The organism is Candidatus Zixiibacteriota bacterium (assembly GCA_021159005.1).
Classification (GTDB): Bacteria; Zixibacteria; MSB-5A5; order UBA10806; family 4484-95; genus JAGGSN01.
Map to the genome: position 1 here is coordinate 1 of JAGGSN010000033.1, position 17698 is coordinate 17698.

The following is a 17698-nucleotide window of genomic DNA, read 5'->3' on the forward strand; positions in this document are numbered from 1 at the left end:
GTTAAAATCAGCGGCATAAGCGTCGAGATTATGAAGAAGGCTCTCGAACATTGTTCGAGAGCCTGCTTCATAATCTCGAAACTTATGCCGCTGATTTTAACATCCATCTGGAAAGCGGTTATGCCCTCCGAGGTGCCGGCAACCTTAAAGTCCATATCGCCTAAATGGTCTTCCATACCGAGAATATCGGTTAAAATAGCATACTGGTCGTCTTCTTTAATCAACCCCATAGCAATACCGGCAACCGGGCTTTTAATCGGAACACCAGCATCCATCAAGCTGAGAGAACTGCCGCAAACTGTCGCCATCGAGGAGGAGCCGTTTGATTCTAAAATATCCGAGACGATTCTAACAGTGTAAGGAAATGAATCCTCGGAGGGGATTATAGGCTCGATAGCTCTTTCAGCGAGGTTGCCATGACCAATCTCGCGGCGTCCGGGACCGCGAACCGGTTTTGTTTCGCCGGTAGAAAACGGCGGGAAATTATAATGAAGCATAAAGGTTTTAAACGATTCGCCAATCAAGTCATCAATCCGCTGCTCATCCATTTTGGTGCCCAAAGTAGTAGCTACCAAAGCCTGTGTTTGTCCGCGCGTGAATAAAGCCGACCCGTGCGTACGAGGCAAAAAACTCAACTGGCAATCAATCGGCCGAATTTCCTCAAAGCTGCGGCCATCTACCCGCTTTTTATCGTTTAATACCATATTCCGCATGTCATCCTTTTCAATATCATGAAGGATATTGGAAATCTGCGATTCTTGTTCGGGAAATTCTTCCTCAAGCTGAAGCTTCACTTCCTCGCTGATTGCTTTAAGTTTTTTCTGCCGTTCATGTTTGTCGGTAGTTCTGTTTGCGTCTTTGATTTTATCAAAAGCTAATTCATTTACTTTATTAACTAAATCCGAGTTGACCTCAGGCGGGATGAATTCCTGTTTTTCCTTTCCGCATTCGGCTTTAAGCTGATCGATAATTTCAACTATTTTTGTTATCCAACCGCGCGCATAATCAAGAGCCTCTAACATATCAGCCTCGGAGACCTCCCGGCTGCCGCCCTCAACCATATTAATGGAATCAGCGCTGCCGGCGACAATGATATTAATGTCGTTAGTCTCAAGCTCGGTGAAAGTCGGAAACACACATAGCTTGCCGGCAATACGACCCACACGAACGCCAGCAATTGTGGCGTTGAAAGGAATATCTGATATTGCCAGAGCCGCTGAGGCTCCGATAATACCGAGCACATCCGTATCATTTTCCTTATCAGAGGATATTACCCTGATTAGTATTTGCACTTCATTCATGTAGCCATCGGGAAAAAGCGGTCTGACGGGTCGGTCAACCAAGCGGGAACTCAGTATTTCCTTTTCGGTTGGACGGCCTTCCCTTTTGAAAAACCCACCCGGTATTTTGCCTGCCGCATAGGATTTCTCACGATAATCCACTGTAAGCGGAAAGAAATCTCTGCCCACCAGAGGCGAATCAGAAGCGCATACAGTAGCCAGCACCATGGTATCGCCAAGACGAACCAGAACAGCTCCTGCAGCCTGTTTGGCAATATGGCCGGTTTGGATAGTTAGTTTTTTGTCATCAATCTGAAGTTCTACTTGTTTTATTTGTTCAAGCATTATTTCCTCTATATATTTGCTATTTTAATTATTTCCGCAGATTCAGGTTTTCAATAAGAGCCTGATAAGCTTCAAGTTCAGTCTTCTTAAGATATCTTAATAACCGGCGTCTGCGGCCAACCATTTTCAACAAACCCAGACGAGAATGATGGTCTTTTTTGTGAATCTTTAAATGTTCGGTTAGGTCGCTTATTCTTTTGGTAAGTAAAGCAACCTGCACTTCAACCGAACCTGTATCTTTCTCATGAAGCCTGTAGCTGCTAACAAATTCACTTATTATTTCTTTTGATAAGGGCACTATATCCTCCTTAAATATGTAAGATATTTTTTATTTGCTTTTTATCCTCTGCCAAAGCGGCTATCAATTCTTCAGACGACTCGAATTTTTTCGGGTCTCTGGTATATTGTTCTAATGTTAATTTCACTTTTTTCCCTAAAATATCCTCGCTAAAATCAAACAGGTTTACTTCAACATTAATAGTCTCATCACCGAAAGTTAGTCTTCCGCCGATATAAGCCATCCCCGGAATAATTCTATTGTCAACATGAACCATGGCCGCATAAACGCCATCTTTGGGTAAAAGCTTACCCGACGGGATATTAATATTGATTGTTGGGTAGCCGAGTTTTTTACCAACTCCCATCCCTCTGATAATTTCGCCGGTCAGGAAATAATTATAGCCAAGCATTTCTACGGCTTTATTATAATCGCCTGTTTTCAATTCTTTTCGAATGCGGCTCGATTTTATCGGCTGGTCGCCATTATGCACAGGTCCTACCATCTCAAATGTATAGTTATAATCATCCGCCAATGATTTAACAAGCTTTATATTGCCGCTTCTGTTTTTACCAAATGAATGATCATAGCCAACAACAAAACGCTTCATATTCAGACAATCCAACAAAATACGCTTGATAAAGCTTTCGGCATCCAAAGAAGCAAGCTGCCGGTTAAAATCCAGAACTACTACTATATCGAGATTAAGTTTTTCGAGCCTTTCAAGTTTTTCCTCGTTTGTATTAAGAATCTCGGTTTGGCCTCTCTGGCCAAGCATCATCTGCGGATGAGGGTCGAATGTCGCCATAATAGATATAGTGTTATTTTCAGCGGCAGCTTTGATTAATCGTTCAAGCAGCGCCATATGTCCTTTATGGATTCCATCAAAAGTACCGACAGTAACTGTTGACGGCGGGATATTTTCCAGCTCAAGAGCGCTTTTGCCGTATATGACCTTCATCAATAATTCTCACATATTCCCCAAGGACGTCCCGGTTTTCAAGCCGATTAATGCTTCCCCAGTTGTAGTTCAATTTAACCATTGCCAATATTTTATTTTCAGGTCCCGTAAGAAGCGATAAACAGCCTCCCGGACCCTTATAATCTGTTTGCTGAAGATACCTCTTAATAAACGGTCTTCCCTCTAAAATTAAGCGATAATACTCCGGTCTTATAGAAATAGTCGGCCTGCCGGGCAAAGCATCCGCAAGCGATTTTACTTGACTGTAATCGCCGTTGTTTACGGCATCCGACAAATGTTCAAAAGCAACCGCCTGGCTAAGAGTGAAATCATCGATAGCAGTCCTGACCAATGCTTTCAGGTATCCGCCGCAGCCGATTTTTTGACCTATCTCATGTACTATGCTTCTCACATATGTGCCGCTGCTGCAATGAATATCCAGTTCAACTTCCGGCCAATTGAAAGCTGTTGTCTTTATCGAGTATATCTCCACATCTTTAAATCTTTCCGGAACCTTCTCCCCTTTCCGGGCGGATTTATACATTTTTATGCCGGCAACCTTTTTTGCCGAATAAGCCGGGATAAGCTGATTGATTTTACCAGTATAATTGCGACACAAACTTTCAAACTGCTCTACGTCCATTTGTCCGGGGTCTTTTTCCTCAATAATCTTACCTTCGCCATCGAAACTATCAGTCGATGTTCCGAATTGAAATACAGCGGAATATTTTTTATCAGCGTTAGTCAGCAAAGATGATAACATAGTGCCTTTGCCTAAAAGCATCAGCATTAAACCGGTTGCCAACGGGTCTAAGATACCGGTATGCCCGACTTTTCGCTGATCGAAAATCTTTCTAACCTTATCCACCAAGTCGTGCGATGTTATCCCGATTGGCTTATCAAGCAATAAAATACCGTCAACCATTCAGAAACTCCGAGATTTCAGCAACAACTTCCGTTATGGCGCTATCTAAGCTTTTTATAATTGTTAAACCAGCCGCATTTGGATGTCCACCACCGCCTTTTTTACGGGCATATTGCGAAATATCTATTCCATTTTGAGAACGCAAACCGACCTTAACGGTTTGATGCTCGTATTCTTTAAACAATATGCCTACTTTAACGCCGGCTATCACTAAAGAATAATCGATAATGCCCTCGGTATCCTCAACCTGAACATTGTATCTGCTCAAATCATCACTGGTAAGTTTCAGGATACAGATGGTGCCGTTATTATAAAGTTCAATATTTTCCAGCATATACCCCAAAAGCCTTATAGTTCCAACAGAGAACGAGGAAAATATTTTTTCTGAAATCTGTCTTGGATTTGCGCCGGCGGCTACAAGTTCTGAGGCTGTTTTTAAGCATTTCTCATTAGTGTTTGAAAATTTAAACCTGCCGGTATCCGAGGCAATAGCGGCATAAAATTTTTCTGCTATTTCCGGAGTTGCGGCATATCCGCCAGCATTAAAAATACCATAAATAATTTCAGCTACTGAGCAGGCTGTCTCATCGACATAGTTCAAGTCCCCAAAAAGCTTATTTCCGGGGTGATGATCGATGTTTACTATAGTCATATCATCAGTTATATAGTCATTAACAAAACCGATGCGTTCGGTTTTCGGGCAATCAAGAATAAAGACCACTTCGGGATTAAATTCCAGCGGTTCCGGCTGGAAATGTATGATGCCGTCCGGGTCGAGAAATTTATATTTAGCGGGCAATCTTCCCTGGTTGTGAATAGCAGTTTTTTTGCCAATACTCTTTAAATAATTATTTAGCCCGAGAAGCGAACCAATAGAATCGCCATCCGGGTCAAAATGCGAAGTTAGCAAAAAATTATCTTTCTCGGCAATCAAATCGTATAGTTTTTGATAATCAGTCCTATTTTTCATCCTTCTTTATCCGGTTAAGCAATTCGCTTATTCGCTGTTCTCTTTCGATTGACGGATCGTAATTAAATGTTAGTTCGGGCATAAATCGCACTCTTATCCTGCCGGCAAGCTCCATTCGTATCCGCTTGATATTATCTTTAAAATAATTCTCAGCTCTGTCAATGGCGTTGTTGTCGCCATAAACAGAATAATAAACTTTGGCAATACGCAAATCCTTAGTTAGGCTGACTTCGGTAATAGAGATAAGAACATCAGCGGGAGGCGGCAAAGTATCGATTAACAGATTAGACAACTCCTTGCCTATTTGCGACGATAATCTGTCTGTCCTCTTAAAATCTCTCATAACCACTCCATTTGGATGTCAGTTACTATAATATCAGGCTGGTTATTAACCAAGTCTGCGGCCTTTGATAAGACGGAATTGGCAAACTGTTTATCATTTGAAATTATTGCCATGCCAATTGTCGAGCTTTGCCAGATGTCTTGGTTTTCCAACTCAGCCACCGAAACGTTAAATTTGTTTTTTAATCTGTCTTTCAACGATTTCAGTATTCTCCTTTTGCCTTTCAATGAACCAGAGTTCGGTAAATGCAGCCGAACTTGCATAACGCCGATTAACATATTAAACTTTATGGGAATCTAATGTTCTGGCTATTTCTTCAATTTCAAAAACTTCTATTATATCACCAGTTTCAACATCCGACAAACCAGAAATACCGATACCGCATTCATAACCGGTTTGGACTTCCCGTACATCATCTTTAAATCTTTTTAATGAGTTTATCGTTGTTTTTCCAACCAAAACATCATTACGAATAACTTTGCAGTTAGCTCCGCGCCGGATTATGCCTTCCTTAACATAGCTGCCGGCAATAATCCCAATTTTGGGAATTTTGATAAGCTGACGAACTTCAGCCCGACCAATCTTCCGCTCTATTATTTCAGGCCTTAGCAAGCCCTCAAGAGCTTTCTTAATATCAGATTCAACTTCATAAATGATTTTATAAAGCTTAATATCAACATGTTCTCTCAGGGCGAGTTCTGATGCTTTTATATCGGGACGAGTATGAAAACCTACGATAATAGCCTGTGAAGCTGCCGCTAACATCACGTCAGACTCGTTGATAGCGCCAACTCCTCTATGAATGACTTTCACCGCCACTTCTTCATGCACAATCTTGGATAGCGTATCGGATAACGCCTCAACGGAACCGTCAACATCTCCCTTGATAATCAAATTCAAATCACGAATTTTGCCTTCTTTTATTCTATCGAAAACATCAGTAAGCTTAATTCTGTTAATCAATCTGAAATCGCGCTCTCTTTTAAGCCTTAATCTTTTTTGACTAATATTTTTAGCATCTGATTCGCTATTTGCTACAAAAAATGCATCGCCTGCCTGTGGTACGCCATGACAGCCTAAAACCATGATCGGAATTGATGGCGTAACTTCCTTTACGGCTTTGCCTTTTTCGTCCAACAAAGCTCTTACTTTGCCGTTATAAACACCGGCAACAAAGGGATTGCTAATACTTAGCACGCCTTTTTGTACCAGTATTGTCGCCACAACGCCCTTGCCACGATCGAGCCTGGCTTCAATAACGACCCCGGAAGCTTTGCGTTCGGGGTTTGCCTTAATGTCCATCATTTCAGCCTGCAACAAAACCATCTCCAGAAGTTTATCGATATTGGTTCCAAACTTAGCTGAAATTTCGACCATAATAGTTTTGCCGCCCCATTCCTCAGACACAAGATTATGTTTAGCAAGCTGCTGTTTAATATTATCTATATTAATACCAGGTAAATCAATTTTATTGATGGCAACGACAATCGGCACGTTGGCGGCTCTGGCATGATCAATGGCTTCGATTGTCTGCGGCATCACTGCATCATCAGCGGCAACCACCAAAATAACAATATCGGTAATCTGAGCGCCCCTCGCTCTCATTGATGAAAATGCTTCATGACCCGGCGTATCTAAAAATGTAATCTTTCCATCGGGACGGTCAACCACATAGGCGCCAATATGCTGTGTTATGCCGCCCGATTCGCCTTCAATTATATGGGATTTTCTAATATAATCCAAAAGCGAGGTTTTGCCATGATCGACATGCCCCATGATAGTAACGACAGGAGGCCGCTCAACAGCTTTTTCTTCCTCATCAACAACAACTGTTTCTTCCTCACCATAGAGAACATCTTCCTCAACATTGAAGCCGAATTCCAAGGCTATTGTCGAGATAGTATCCAAATCAAGACGCTGGTTGACAGTCGCCATCATCCCCAGTTCCATACATTTGGCAACCACTTGGGTTGGTTTTAGTTCCATTATCGTTGCCAGTTCCGAAACTGTGATAAATTCGGATACTTTGATTGTTTTTGTTAATTCAACTTCCGTTAAAGCATCCGTTTTATCATGATGGTGATGTTTTTTACGTTTTGTAACGCTTAAGCTCGACATAGTTTGTTTGAAAGAAGCTTTAACTGCTTTTTTATCAACAACGCGTTCTTTGCGACGACGGCGATCTTTTTTTCGACGGGATGCGGGTTGAGTTAAATCGGTTTTTTTAGTTCCTTTTTTCTTTGTAGTAGTTGTTAGTTGAGCAAGGATTTTCCTTTTTGCTGATGTTTTTTTCTGCTTTTCATCCAATTCTTTTTGCTTACGGGCTTCTTCTTTTTTCTTTTTCTGTTCGAGTCCTTTTTTAACTTCCTCTTTTTTGGATGATAGTTTCTTTTTTACTTCTTCATATATTTCCGGCCCAACCGTAGATGAATGAGACTTAACTTGATGACCTAATCCTCGGATGAAATCGACCATCGCCTTTGAGGATAAGTTTTGTTCTTTCGCTATATCGTATATCCTTCTTTTCTTAATCATTTTATCCTCTCTTTAATGCCTTAAACGCAGTCTTTTTGATTTCAAACAGCAAACAGACTTAACTACTTGAATTAATAATCTTCCAATCGGGGTGTTTCGGTATCCGGTGAAAACTCAAATTCAACGGGTTTGGATATGTCGCCTTCGGCGGCTGCTTTTTCAAGCTCGGCAACCTTTTTGATAATAGCCTTTTTACCAATCTCAACTATTCTTTCTGCTGTTTTTACACCAATGCCCTCAGCTTCAATAAGTTTTTCAACTCCCTTACGAGTAATATCTTGAGCAGTTTCAATACCCAGCGATAAAAGTTTACCGCATATTTTCTCTGATATTTCAGGAATTTCCTCGATATCAACTTTTTCTAATTCCTCGGTTTGCTGAAGAGCATTATATTCGCTTTCGGACATGATATTAATTTTCCACCCGGTAAGCTTAGCCGCCAATCTTGCATTCTGGCCGGTTTTACCTATCGCTAAAGATAGCTTATCATCCGCAACAACAACCAGCATCTTTTTATCTTCGTTGAATACATCTACATGTACTATCTTTGCGGGAGCCAAGCTTTTAGTTACAAATATCATCGGTTCACTCGACCAGGGCACTATATCAATCCGTTCATTGTTTAATTCGCGCACAATGTTTTGAACACGGCTGCCTTTTACGCCCACACAAGCGCCAACAGCATCGATACGGTCATCATTCGAATAAACCGCTACTTTGCTTCTTTCGCCGGGCTCTCTGGCAATCGCTTTTATTTCGATAATTTTTTCTAATATCTCAGGCACCTCAGTCTCAAAAAGCTTTTTCAAAAATTCCTGTGAGGCTCTGGTAAGGTTTACCTGCGGTCCGCGGTTGCTTTTCTTAACATCATAGACGTAAGATTTAATTCTGTCTCCCTGCCGAAATTTCTCTTTTTTGATTTGCTCTTTAACTATAATTATGCCCTCAGCGCGTCCGAGATTTACGATAAGATTATTCTTGTCTGCTTGCTGAACAGTCCCAATAACAAGTTCGCCAACTTTCTTAATATATTCATCGTATATTTGATCACGCTCCGCTTCCCGCACTTTCTGGATAAGGATTTGCTTTGCTGAAGATATCGCATTTCGTCCCAGTTCGAAATAATCGATGGGCACATCAAGTTCCTGGCCAATTTCAACATCTTTATAATGTTCTTCCGCCTCTGTAATAGTCATCTCCATCACTGGCTCGACAACAGTATCAACCACTTTTTTAGTCCACGACATTCTTATTTCGCCAGATGACCGGTCTATATCGGCTCTAATTGTATCGTTTTCACCCAATTTCTTTTTAGCCGCAGCCACTAAAGCTTCCTCGACAGTTTCCAAAACATAGTCAAGGTCGAGATTTTTCTCGTTAGCTATAAGGGTTAATGCTTCCAATACATCATACTGCATTGTTTTTTCTCCATTTATTCTTAAAATACTATTTTTCCTTTAATTATCCGGTCAAATTCAAAATGCGATTTCTTATCGTCAATTAGAAGCGTAATACCGGATTCATCGGTTTCCAACAGCTTTCCCTCTACTGTATATTTCGGATGACCATCAGGCTTAAGCTCAACAGAAACTGTCTCGCCAATACGGCGTTTAAAATCTTTTAGCATCAATAAAGGCTTATCAAGCCCTACGGATGATATCTCAAGTGTATATTTACCCTTTATAATATCTTCAGTATCGAGATATTCCGAAATTTTCATAGAATACTTTTTACAGTCACTCAAATTGATATTGCCATTATTTCGATGAATAAAAGCTCGAATTACTGTCCGTCCGCCAAGCCTTAAGTTGGTTAATTCAACAAGCTCATAACCCATCTCTGATGCGATCAGGTCAAATTGTTTTTTAGTTTTTTCGACATTTTCCATATTACTCAAACCTATCAAATTATCATAACTATATATATGATAATTAAAAGAGTGGGTCTGTCAACCCACTCCCGAACTTGTAAGTATACTGATTTTAAAATATTTTGCAAGAATTTATTTCAATTTTTTCCATTCTGGAATATTTTATCTATTTATCCCGAATTACTTAGCCGTATTATTCATAAAATCTATCACATTATTAGAAATTAGCTTTTAATCTTATAAACAATAAATTTAAGATAGTAGATAGTATTGATTGGCTGGATAAACTTGATATCATGTCGCTAATAAACATCTTATAAGCAAATAAAAGCTTATGAATAATTCGGGTTAGAAAATACTCGTTTTCGATAATTGCATCAACTCATACTCTATTTGCCAAGCGTTGTTCCAAAAACTGACAGCCTCAGATGAGCCGAATGGAAAGGTAATTCGTATCTATGCGTTAAGATTATGTGCTTCAATTATCCCGTTTTCGGTTATAATTGCCGTAATCAGATTATGCGGAGTAATATCAAACGCCGGATTGAAGACATCCACGTTATTCGGAGCAATATTTTCACCCTTGATAGTCTTTACCTCCCTTTGTGAACGGTTCTCAATAATAATTGATTTACCATCCGGGCATTGGTTGTCAAATGTGGATGATGGCGCCGCAACATAGAACGGAATATTGTGGTAATGACACAAAACAGCCGCATTATATGTCCCTATCTTGTTGGCTACGTCATGGTTAGCGGCAATCCTGTCGGCGCCAACTATGACGCAATCGATGCAGCTGGCAGCCATTAACGAGGCGGCCATATTGTCGCATATAAGAGTTAGGGGTACGCCGGCTCTATTAAGCTCCCATGATGTTAGCCGGGCGCCCTGAAGAATCGGGCGGGTCTCATCAACCCAAACTGAAATACTTTTGCCGTCGAACATAGCGGTATAGATAATCCCCAGAGCTGTCCCGATGCCGCCGGTTGCTAAAGCGCCGGCATTGCAGTGGGTTAAAATTTTATATTTATCTTTGATTAGTTTCGCGCCGTTTTTGCCAATCTGGCGGCACATTTTAGCATCTTCTTCATGGATAGCGACAGCTTCTATTTCCATCGCCGTTGGGTTATTGCCAGTATCTTTGGCTGTGTCAAGCATTCTGTCGATTGCCCAAAATAGATTTACTGCAGTAGGACGAGCGTTTTTTAATGCTTCTGCCGTTTTGTCAACATCAATCCCCTGCATCGAGGCTAACGCCATGCCATAGGCGGCAGTGCAGCCGATAGCTGGCGCTCCGCGAACCACCAGATTTTTTATCGCATAAACGAAATCAGCTGTTGTTTTGCAATCATAGTATGTTAGTTGTTCTGGTAGTTGACGTTGATCGATTAGTTTAAGAGAGCTTCTCTGCCATTCTAAATTTTTGAAATTCAGTTTTGTTTCTATTGTCATTGTATTTTCCTTGAAAGGTTAAGCATGTCGGGACGAAAACAGACTTTATTCGCTCTTCGGCTCAATATATATAAACAAGATTTATATCGCATCGTAATTGTAATCTTGAAGCCATTCGTAAAAATCATCATCCTTAGATTTAAAGTATGTTGTTAATCTCATCTCGAACCATTCTTTATTTTTGCAAACCGCTTTAATTTCATCTAATGCTTCCTTTGTAATAAAATTATGCGTATGAAGGAATGTGAAAAAGTGTTTAATCGAAATAAGAAATTTATTTATTTCCTTTATATTTGGAGACCAGTTTTTTCTGATGTACCAATTGCCTAAGAATCTTTTTATAGTATCATCTGTAATTTCAAAAATTGAACAGGCATCATCATACACAAACAAATAATCCATAATAAAATATACCATCATGTTCACATATCTCACCGCAGTTTTTTTATGCAATTTTTTAGATTCTAAATATTCGCTGAAGTTGTCAAGCACCTTCTTGGTTATTTTCCATTGTTTTTCGTTTTCTTCGTCGGAATTATCTTCTTTAATGCAGTTAAAATCTTCATCTTTTAATTCCAACATAGTTTAGTTCCTCTTGATTGTTTGCCTTTACTCAACCATTATAAATACCTATATCATTCAATAAATCAATTTCATTAATTATTTCAAGTATTTTATCTATGCGCCGGTATTGAGGGGCTGTAAACTTTGTTTGGCTGGCAAATCACAAAGCAGTACCTTGTAACAATATGTTAAGCCGATTCTTTGTAACTAAATATTGGGGCAACGCTTTGAAATTAGAAGAAATGTCAACACACCCCTAAATCCCCCGCCGCTGGCGGAGGACTTTGAGATACTATGACAATCCAATATCTAAAACTATCCTAAATCTCCTCTCAAGAAGGGACATTTATATTGTATAATCATAAAACGTGTTAATGCAGATATTATTCCCCTCTTGAGAGAGATTAGGGGTATGTTTAGTTCTGGCTGCCAAGTGCCGTCCCAAGACACGTCCGCACTTTGAAACCAGAGAAATTTATTTGTAGTTCTAATTAAAATCCGCTGTTAATCTTTGCTGTCAGGCGGTTTGAATCCATAGCGTTCTATTTTGCGGTACAGGGTCGAGGCGTCAATCCCCAGCATTTTTGCAGCTTTGGATTTCTGCCAATTGGCTTGTGATAAGATATAAAATATATAAGCTTTCTCTATAGTTTCGAGATTCGGCTGTTGGCCAAGCATAGAAACTGCATTCATAGAGTATGTATCATTAATAACAGGCAATTCAGTTTTATCTACAAGTTCCGGCAGGTCTGAGGGCATAATAATATCGCCCTTGACCAACAATATCGCCCTTTCCAACACGTTTTCCAGTTGGCGAACATTACCCGGCCAGTTGTATGACTGCAATAATTCGACAGTTTTAGAATCAATATTTTTTTCAGGCAGTTCCATTTTTGCGCAATGCCGCTTTATAAAGTAGTTCGTTAAAAGCGGTATATCCTTGGGTCTTTCGCGTAAAGGAGGTATCATCAGCGGGAAAACATTCAAGCGATAATATAAATCGGGGCGAAATTCGCCTTTTTTCACCATTCTTTCGAGGTTAGCATTAGTAGCGGCGATAATTCTAACATCCACGGATATTGGCTTGATTCCACCAACCGGCATAATTATCTTTTCCTCAAGTGCGCGCAATAGTTTCACCTGGATTGCCGGCGATGTCTCTCCGATCTCATCAAGGAGTATTGTCCCCTTATCGGCGGCGGCGAATAGGCCATGTTTATCTTTTACGGCGCCGGTAAAAGAACCCTTAACATGACCAAACAACTCTGATTCGAGAAGGTTTTCGGGTAAAGCTCCGCAGTTGATAGAAATAAACGGACCATGGCGGCGATTGCTTTCGGAGTGAATAGCTTTTGATATGACCTCTTTGCCAACGCCCGATTCACCGAGAATCAGAATAGTAGTATCAGAGTTGGCAACTTTTTTAGCAAGCATAAGTATATTTTTTACATTGGCATCATCAGTTAGAAATGAATTGAAATCCGAACGGAGCTGCTGTTTCAACATCTTGTTTTCGGATTTTATCTTTTTTCGTTCCTCTATTTTCTTAACGGCGATTTTGATTTCATCGACTTTGAACGGTTTTGTTACATAATCAAAGGCTCCGTTTTTTAGCGCCTCAATGGCTGTTTCAACCGAGGCAAAGGCAGTCATAACAATAAAATCGAGTTCCGAGTCAATCGCCTTTGCCTTCCTTAATAATTCGATACCAGACATCTCCGGCATCATCAAATCGGCTATAATAAGGTCAATTTTGTTATCAGAATGCTGGGTTTCCGGCAATGATTCTAATACTTCTTCAGCCGAAGTATTAGATTTCACATCATAACCCTCTTTAGCCAGCATTATCTGCATAAATTCGCACATGCTTTTCTCATCATCAACAACCATAATTCGCGCGGACATATTACAATACCTCGAAGGTAGTAAATATTATTAAAGCAATTAATATCTCTATATTTATAATTTTTCGGCTATATTAAGATGACACTTTAACCGAACGAGTATTTTCATGTTATCGGTTTTCCAGCTTCGAAAGAAATTGCCTTATCGTTAGAAGTAAGCGCCGATTTTGACTGCCTGACGACACAGCCAAGTAATTTATTTTAATAATCATAATAATTTAGCTGCAAAACCCTGATTTTATTGACAATTTTATATTTGCAACCAGATGTTTTTATTTTTCGTATTGTTTATATGTTCCGATTACTCTACAATACTTAGATTGACATCTTGAATAATTTCAATCTGTCGATGTATATATATAAGGAGGTAGAATATGTATGGAGCAGGTGCAGGCGCGGCGGCGGCAAGACGGATACATCAGGAGGAAGAAAGTATGACTGATTATAAAAAAGGCGAACTTGAGGGCTGGGAATTTAAGATAATACGAGCTAATACTGCTAAGTTTAAAAACTATGAGACAATTCAGAAACTGTGCCAGGAGGAGGCGAAAGCCGGTTGGGAGATGGTTGAAAAATTCGATGATTACCGAATCAGGTTCAAACGGCGTGTCGATAAACGTTTCGGAGACCGCTACCTTGATATCGACCCCTACCGCACGCACTTAGGTATGGGACAAGGAAAAGTAGTGATAGCGATAATAACCGCATTTTTTCTTCTTGGGGGTTTAATAGTTACCTTTATAATGAATACACGTTAAAAAAAGGGAAATTACTGTTTCAATGGAAATATAGATGTTTTATATTAGGATTATAGATTGAAAGGAATCGTAACAATGAAAAAGCTTTACAGATCTGTCGAGGATAGAAAGATTGGCGGCGTATGCGGCGGCATGGCCGAGTATTTCGATATCGACACCACAATAATCCGGTTGTTATGGATTGCTCTGCTTTTTGCCGGTGGTTCGGGACTGATTGCTTATATCGCAGCCTGGATTATCGTACCGGAGAAACCGGCATTATAGGTTGAATAGGTCGGATTGTTTCTTGTTTCTGTAATACTGCTTATATGCGAATTATCCTGCCGATGCCGTCAAGAAGCCGGCGTTATATATTTGCCAGACTCAGGCAACCTATTGTCTTACAATATAATACCATTGCAGTATGTTTATTTTTAAACCTTTTACTCAAACGCTGTGTCAAAATTCTAAACGAGCCAAAACAAAGGAGACAAAAATGAGAAAATTAAGCCTGATATTCGGTATGATGTTGTTAATCATTGTGTTAGGGTTTAATTGCAGTGATGATGCAGCCACCGGCATGAATGAGGGCGATTCTGAGGATGATGCCTTTATCGCTGCCAAAGCCAATGTTGACACATCTATGACCGAAATCGATGAGGATATGATTGAGGCTGTCGATTCGATTGTTATCGATATAGCCAATTGGGGCCCAACCGATTATGATTCAACAAGCGGCTGGCATTACAGATACCGCATTTTTGAGAACAACTATTGGCATAAAAGCGTTGCCGACAGTTTCCGCTTTACCGATACAGAGGGTGAATATCAGTGTCATCCTGATTCTATTACCAACCAGTTTGAACGCCGAATGAAAAAGAACCATACCTATGATAGCGGTATCGAGGATGGCCCCGCCTGGGAAAAAATACGCAGCCGCAATATGAATTGGATTGGTTTAGCTGATTCAATCACGACTTTAAATGGCGATGTTTACCGTCATTATTGGGGACAGAATTTCCGCCGGACATTTGAGCATACCATGTCGTGCACACTTGAGGGTGTTTTATTTGAGACTGAGGATGTTCTAGACCACAGACCGACTCATCCATTCGATGGCATACTGGAAGGGAATCTGGTAACTGATAAGCAGCTTCCCAATAGAGATGTACATATCGAGGCTGAATTTGCGGTTACATTTTATCCTGATCATTATCATGTGCATTTGGTTTCGGGTGATAGTTATTGGGATTGGGATGTTTATTATTAAGCTGTTCAGATTATAGTATTTGAATTGCGCTGTTATAAATAACTTCTAACAGCGCCCTCGACAATATAGCAAGCCCCCAGTATGAATCAATGCTGGGGGCTTAAATCATTGTTCGGTTTATTCTTGCCAATAAGCGGTAACACGTCCAGCGGCAGGACCATCAAATGTTCTATCAAATATTATTGGTCTTATGCAATAAAAAGGCAAAGGAGGGTGAAAATTTCCACCCCAGCCGCGAATATGAAAGGCAATGAAATTATCAGCTTCGAAGGAACATGAAAAATCATTTTCACAATCAAAATCAGCATATCCACCGCTCATTGAAAACATACAAATTCTTGTGTTTCCATTGCGGGCTAAAATAAATATGCCGTTAATCCCGGCATCTTCGATATAACAATCTTCACCAGAACAGAAATGCATTAAATGCAGACTATCCACTGGTTCGGTTATTGCCGTATCCCGTTCTGCGGGAATTATATCTCTAATATGCGAGATTGAATCACGATGTTCTTCTCCTCCTTGCCTTCGTCGCTCACCTCCAGGAATTCTACCTTCTGAGGGTGATATTTCTAAGTTTTGATGCTGCATAATTTGCCTGAATTCAGTTAGACTCATTCCGGGTGGAACGATATTTATGCTTTGTAAAAGCTCGAATTTCCCCTGAATGCTTTGGGCGCTATTTAAGTTCTCAACGAAGTTATCAAGTTCGGTATTAGACCAGATTTCAATATCGTCTTCAAAAATACCACCCTCAAGAATTCTTCTAACGCTAACATTAATACGAGCCTCCGGCTCAGGTTCTTGAAGCTCATCACCCGGAAATATTTTATTATTTGATGCGGCATACTCGTTTTCATCAAGAGTCGGTTCATTCACACTGCTATTTTCGTTGCAGCTCATTAAAAAGATTAAACCAATGATTGAAATGATAATAATCAGTTTTTTGACTAACATTTTTTTACCTCCTTTAAAATGCAATTAGCCCCGCCTTACTTAAATAATTTAGATTTAGATAGGGATTTATTTAAATCACAATAATATTCCTCCTTTCATATAGAATTTGTGATTCAGATTAAAATGTTATTCCCTCCTTATTCTAAAATATTATACGTTTAACCTACTGTTTTTATTTTAAATTTTATCATAATATTTTGTAATATGCTCTCGCTTTAATAAATACCAGCTTTTCATATAAGCCTGAGAATTAACTGTTTAGGCTGGTCGCAGTAAAAAATGACCTGCCTGTCTTCTTGTTAAGCAAAATATTTCAATTCATCCGCCTTAAGCGGACTACATGCCTTAAAATTTATTTTGCAATCTGGTTGCCAAGTGCTATCCCAAAACCGTCCGTGCTTGGTATACTCGCCGGCGCGGTTTTTTTATATTTATCATCCACTATAGATGAATCACACCCTCAAGCACAATTACCGCCTTGCCCGATAAGAGAACACGGTCATCTTGCATTTGCATCAACACCACTCCCCCGCGCTGGGAAACTTGATAGGCGCGCATCTTCGATTTATTCAGCTTGGCTGACCAATACGGCGCCAGCACAGTATGCGCGGCGCCTGTTACCGGGTCCTCATTGATGCCAAACCCAGGCGCGAAAAAGCGGGAGATGAAATCATAGTCTTTCTTCTCCTCTGCAGTTATTATTACGCCTCTATTGCCAAATGCTAATTCGGCATTAGCCAAATCCGTAAAATTTGGGGAGATATTTTTAATCATATCAGCAGACTTAAAACAAATCAGCAGCATACCCAGTTTTTTACACTGGCTGGCTTGAGTAAAACTATTAGCCCAATCAGCATCCGAAAGCCTTAAAGCGGCTCTAAAATATCCGGGCAATTCAATTGGCTGAGGGTCGCCGATGGGGAAATCAAGCTGAATCAGGTCATCGTGTTTGCTGACCAGAAGCTCGCCGCTTTTGCTGTCAAATTTAATTGTTTCGGCTTTGATATTATAAATATTATATAAAATTTTCGCCGCTGCTAATGTCGCATGTCCGCAAAGATCGACCTCGCATGACGGAGTAAACCATCGAAGGCTAAACTTGGACGAGCTTGAGACTGAACCGTAATTAGCTGGCACAGCAAAAGCTGTTTCGGAGAGATTCATCTCTAAGGCTATATTCTGCATAACCTTGTCATCCAACGCTTTATCTGTAATGCAGACGCCGGCAGGATTGCCCTTAAAAGCAACGTCCGTAAAAGAATCCACCTGAAATAATGTAATCGTTCTATTCATAGCAAATAATCCTTT

18 protein-coding genes are annotated in these 17698 nt (G+C 40.1%); 3 read left to right on the forward strand and 15 right to left on the reverse strand.

Annotated features, from left to right (window positions below):
- From J7K40_02200 to J7K40_02260, 13 genes are all read right to left on the reverse strand, one after another.
- Positions 1-1625: polyribonucleotide nucleotidyltransferase (locus tag J7K40_02200; GenBank protein ID MCD6161208.1), on the reverse strand; the 1625-nt coding region annotated here is incomplete at its 3' end.
- A gap of 28 nt (positions 1626-1653) precedes the next feature.
- Entirely contained in the window at positions 1654-1923 is a 270-nt protein-coding gene (rpsO, locus tag J7K40_02205; GenBank protein MCD6161209.1) for a 30S ribosomal protein S15, read from the reverse strand.
- Between the two features lie 10 nt (positions 1924-1933).
- Positions 1934-2863 carry a bifunctional riboflavin kinase/FAD synthetase gene (locus J7K40_02210; protein MCD6161210.1) on the reverse strand — a complete coding sequence of 310 codons (930 nt, stop codon included), beginning with the start codon at positions 2861-2863 and terminating at the stop codon, positions 1934-1936.
- Positions 2832-3788, reverse strand: coding sequence for a tRNA pseudouridine(55) synthase TruB (gene truB, locus J7K40_02215; GenBank protein MCD6161211.1), 957 nt, complete (start codon positions 3786-3788; stop codon positions 2832-2834). Before truB ends, J7K40_02210 begins: the two co-directional genes overlap by 32 nt.
- On the reverse strand, positions 3781-4758 hold the full coding sequence (locus J7K40_02220; GenBank protein ID MCD6161212.1) for a bifunctional oligoribonuclease/PAP phosphatase NrnA: 978 nt from the start codon (positions 4756-4758) through the stop codon (positions 3781-3783). The genes truB and J7K40_02220 overlap by 8 nt, the downstream gene beginning before the upstream one ends.
- Positions 4748-5101: a 30S ribosome-binding factor RbfA gene (rbfA, locus tag J7K40_02225; protein MCD6161213.1), complete on the reverse strand. Its 354-nt coding sequence runs from the start codon at positions 5099-5101 to the stop codon at positions 4748-4750. Before rbfA ends, J7K40_02220 begins: the two co-directional genes overlap by 11 nt.
- Positions 5098-5379: a DUF503 domain-containing protein gene (locus J7K40_02230; GenBank protein ID MCD6161214.1), complete on the reverse strand. Its 282-nt coding sequence runs from the start codon at positions 5377-5379 to the stop codon at positions 5098-5100. Before J7K40_02230 ends, rbfA begins: the two co-directional genes overlap by 4 nt.
- A 1-nt stretch (position 5380) precedes the next feature.
- Positions 5381-7636, reverse strand: a complete 2256-nt coding sequence (infB, locus tag J7K40_02235) for a translation initiation factor IF-2 (protein MCD6161215.1) — start codon at positions 7634-7636, stop codon at positions 5381-5383.
- A 71-nt stretch (positions 7637-7707) separates the two neighbouring features.
- Positions 7708-9054, reverse strand: coding sequence for a transcription termination factor NusA (gene nusA, locus J7K40_02240; protein MCD6161216.1), 1347 nt, complete (start codon positions 9052-9054; stop codon positions 7708-7710).
- A 20-nt stretch (positions 9055-9074) separates the two neighbouring features.
- Positions 9075-9524 (reverse strand): ribosome maturation factor RimP, encoded by a 450-nt coding sequence (locus J7K40_02245; GenBank protein MCD6161217.1) that lies wholly within the window; start codon positions 9522-9524, stop codon positions 9075-9077.
- A gap of 438 nt (positions 9525-9962) precedes the next feature.
- Complete coding sequence (gene mtnA / locus J7K40_02250; GenBank protein ID MCD6161218.1) at positions 9963-10940, reverse strand: S-methyl-5-thioribose-1-phosphate isomerase; 978 nt, start codon at positions 10938-10940, stop codon at positions 9963-9965.
- 99 nt (positions 10941-11039) lie between these two features.
- Complete coding sequence (locus J7K40_02255; GenBank protein ID MCD6161219.1) at positions 11040-11540, reverse strand: hypothetical protein; 501 nt, start codon at positions 11538-11540, stop codon at positions 11040-11042.
- Positions 11541-12026: 486 nt separating this feature from the next.
- Positions 12027-13427, reverse strand: a complete 1401-nt coding sequence (locus tag J7K40_02260) for a sigma-54-dependent Fis family transcriptional regulator (protein ID MCD6161220.1) — start codon at positions 13425-13427, stop codon at positions 12027-12029.
- A gap of 373 nt (positions 13428-13800) precedes the next feature.
- On the opposite strand from J7K40_02260, the gene J7K40_02265 reads away from it, so the two are divergent.
- The 3 genes from J7K40_02265 to J7K40_02275 all read left to right on the forward strand — a co-directional run bounded on the left by J7K40_02265 (position 13801) and on the right by J7K40_02275 (position 15433).
- On the forward strand, positions 13801-14184 hold the full coding sequence (locus J7K40_02265; protein ID MCD6161221.1) for a hypothetical protein: 384 nt from the start codon (positions 13801-13803) through the stop codon (positions 14182-14184).
- Between the two features lie 75 nt (positions 14185-14259).
- Complete coding sequence (locus tag J7K40_02270) at positions 14260-14448, forward strand: PspC domain-containing protein (GenBank protein MCD6161222.1); 189 nt, start codon at positions 14260-14262, stop codon at positions 14446-14448.
- A 211-nt stretch (positions 14449-14659) separates the two neighbouring features.
- On the forward strand, positions 14660-15433 hold the full coding sequence (locus J7K40_02275) for a hypothetical protein (protein MCD6161223.1): 774 nt from the start codon (positions 14660-14662) through the stop codon (positions 15431-15433).
- A 117-nt stretch (positions 15434-15550) separates the two neighbouring features.
- Here J7K40_02275 and J7K40_02280 read toward each other — a convergent pair whose 3' ends face one another.
- Positions 15551-16414 carry a hypothetical protein gene (locus J7K40_02280; GenBank protein MCD6161224.1) on the reverse strand — a complete coding sequence of 288 codons (864 nt, stop codon included), beginning with the start codon at positions 16412-16414 and terminating at the stop codon, positions 15551-15553.
- Between the two features lie 417 nt (positions 16415-16831).
- A complete protein-coding gene (locus J7K40_02285; GenBank protein MCD6161225.1) occupies positions 16832-17683 on the reverse strand; it encodes a PhzF family phenazine biosynthesis protein in 852 nt (283 codons plus the stop codon).
- Between the last annotated feature and the right edge of the window lie 15 nt (positions 17684-17698).